The sequence below is a fragment of the Rhodoferax sp. RT5P35 genome, from assembly GCF_056521385.1.
The window spans coordinates 1,107-1,417 of record NZ_JBWMAX010000131.1 but is presented as its reverse complement, the minus strand read 5'-3'; the positions used below and the strand labels follow the sequence as shown (position 1 = coordinate 1,417).

Sequence of the window (311 nt, the reverse complement as noted above, 5' to 3'; positions counted from 1 at the left end):
CCCATCAGAGACGCTTGGGAGAGCAAGATCACCTGGCGCAGGGCCAGGTCAAACTCCATGTACACCGAATGCGCGTCGCCCGGCTGCGGCACGCCCACAGTGCCGGTGAACTGCATGGCTCCCAGCGTGGCGAACAGCAGGGTGTGGAAATCGACTACCTTGTGGTCGATCTTCTCGCCCGAAAACTCTTCGTAGTGGCGGCACAGTACGCGCAGGTCGTCGCCCAGCGGCTCGATGGAGTTACGCATGCGCATGGTGGCAATGTCGACCATGGGGTCGCCAATCATGCTGAACTCAAAGTCGTACAGGGC

General features: G+C 61.1%; 1 protein-coding gene. It reads right to left on the bottom strand.

What is annotated here, in order from left to right; genetic code table 11:
- The coding region (locus AC097L_RS24310) for a hypothetical protein (protein ID WP_479589292.1) at positions 1-311 on the bottom strand (311 nt) is incomplete at both ends.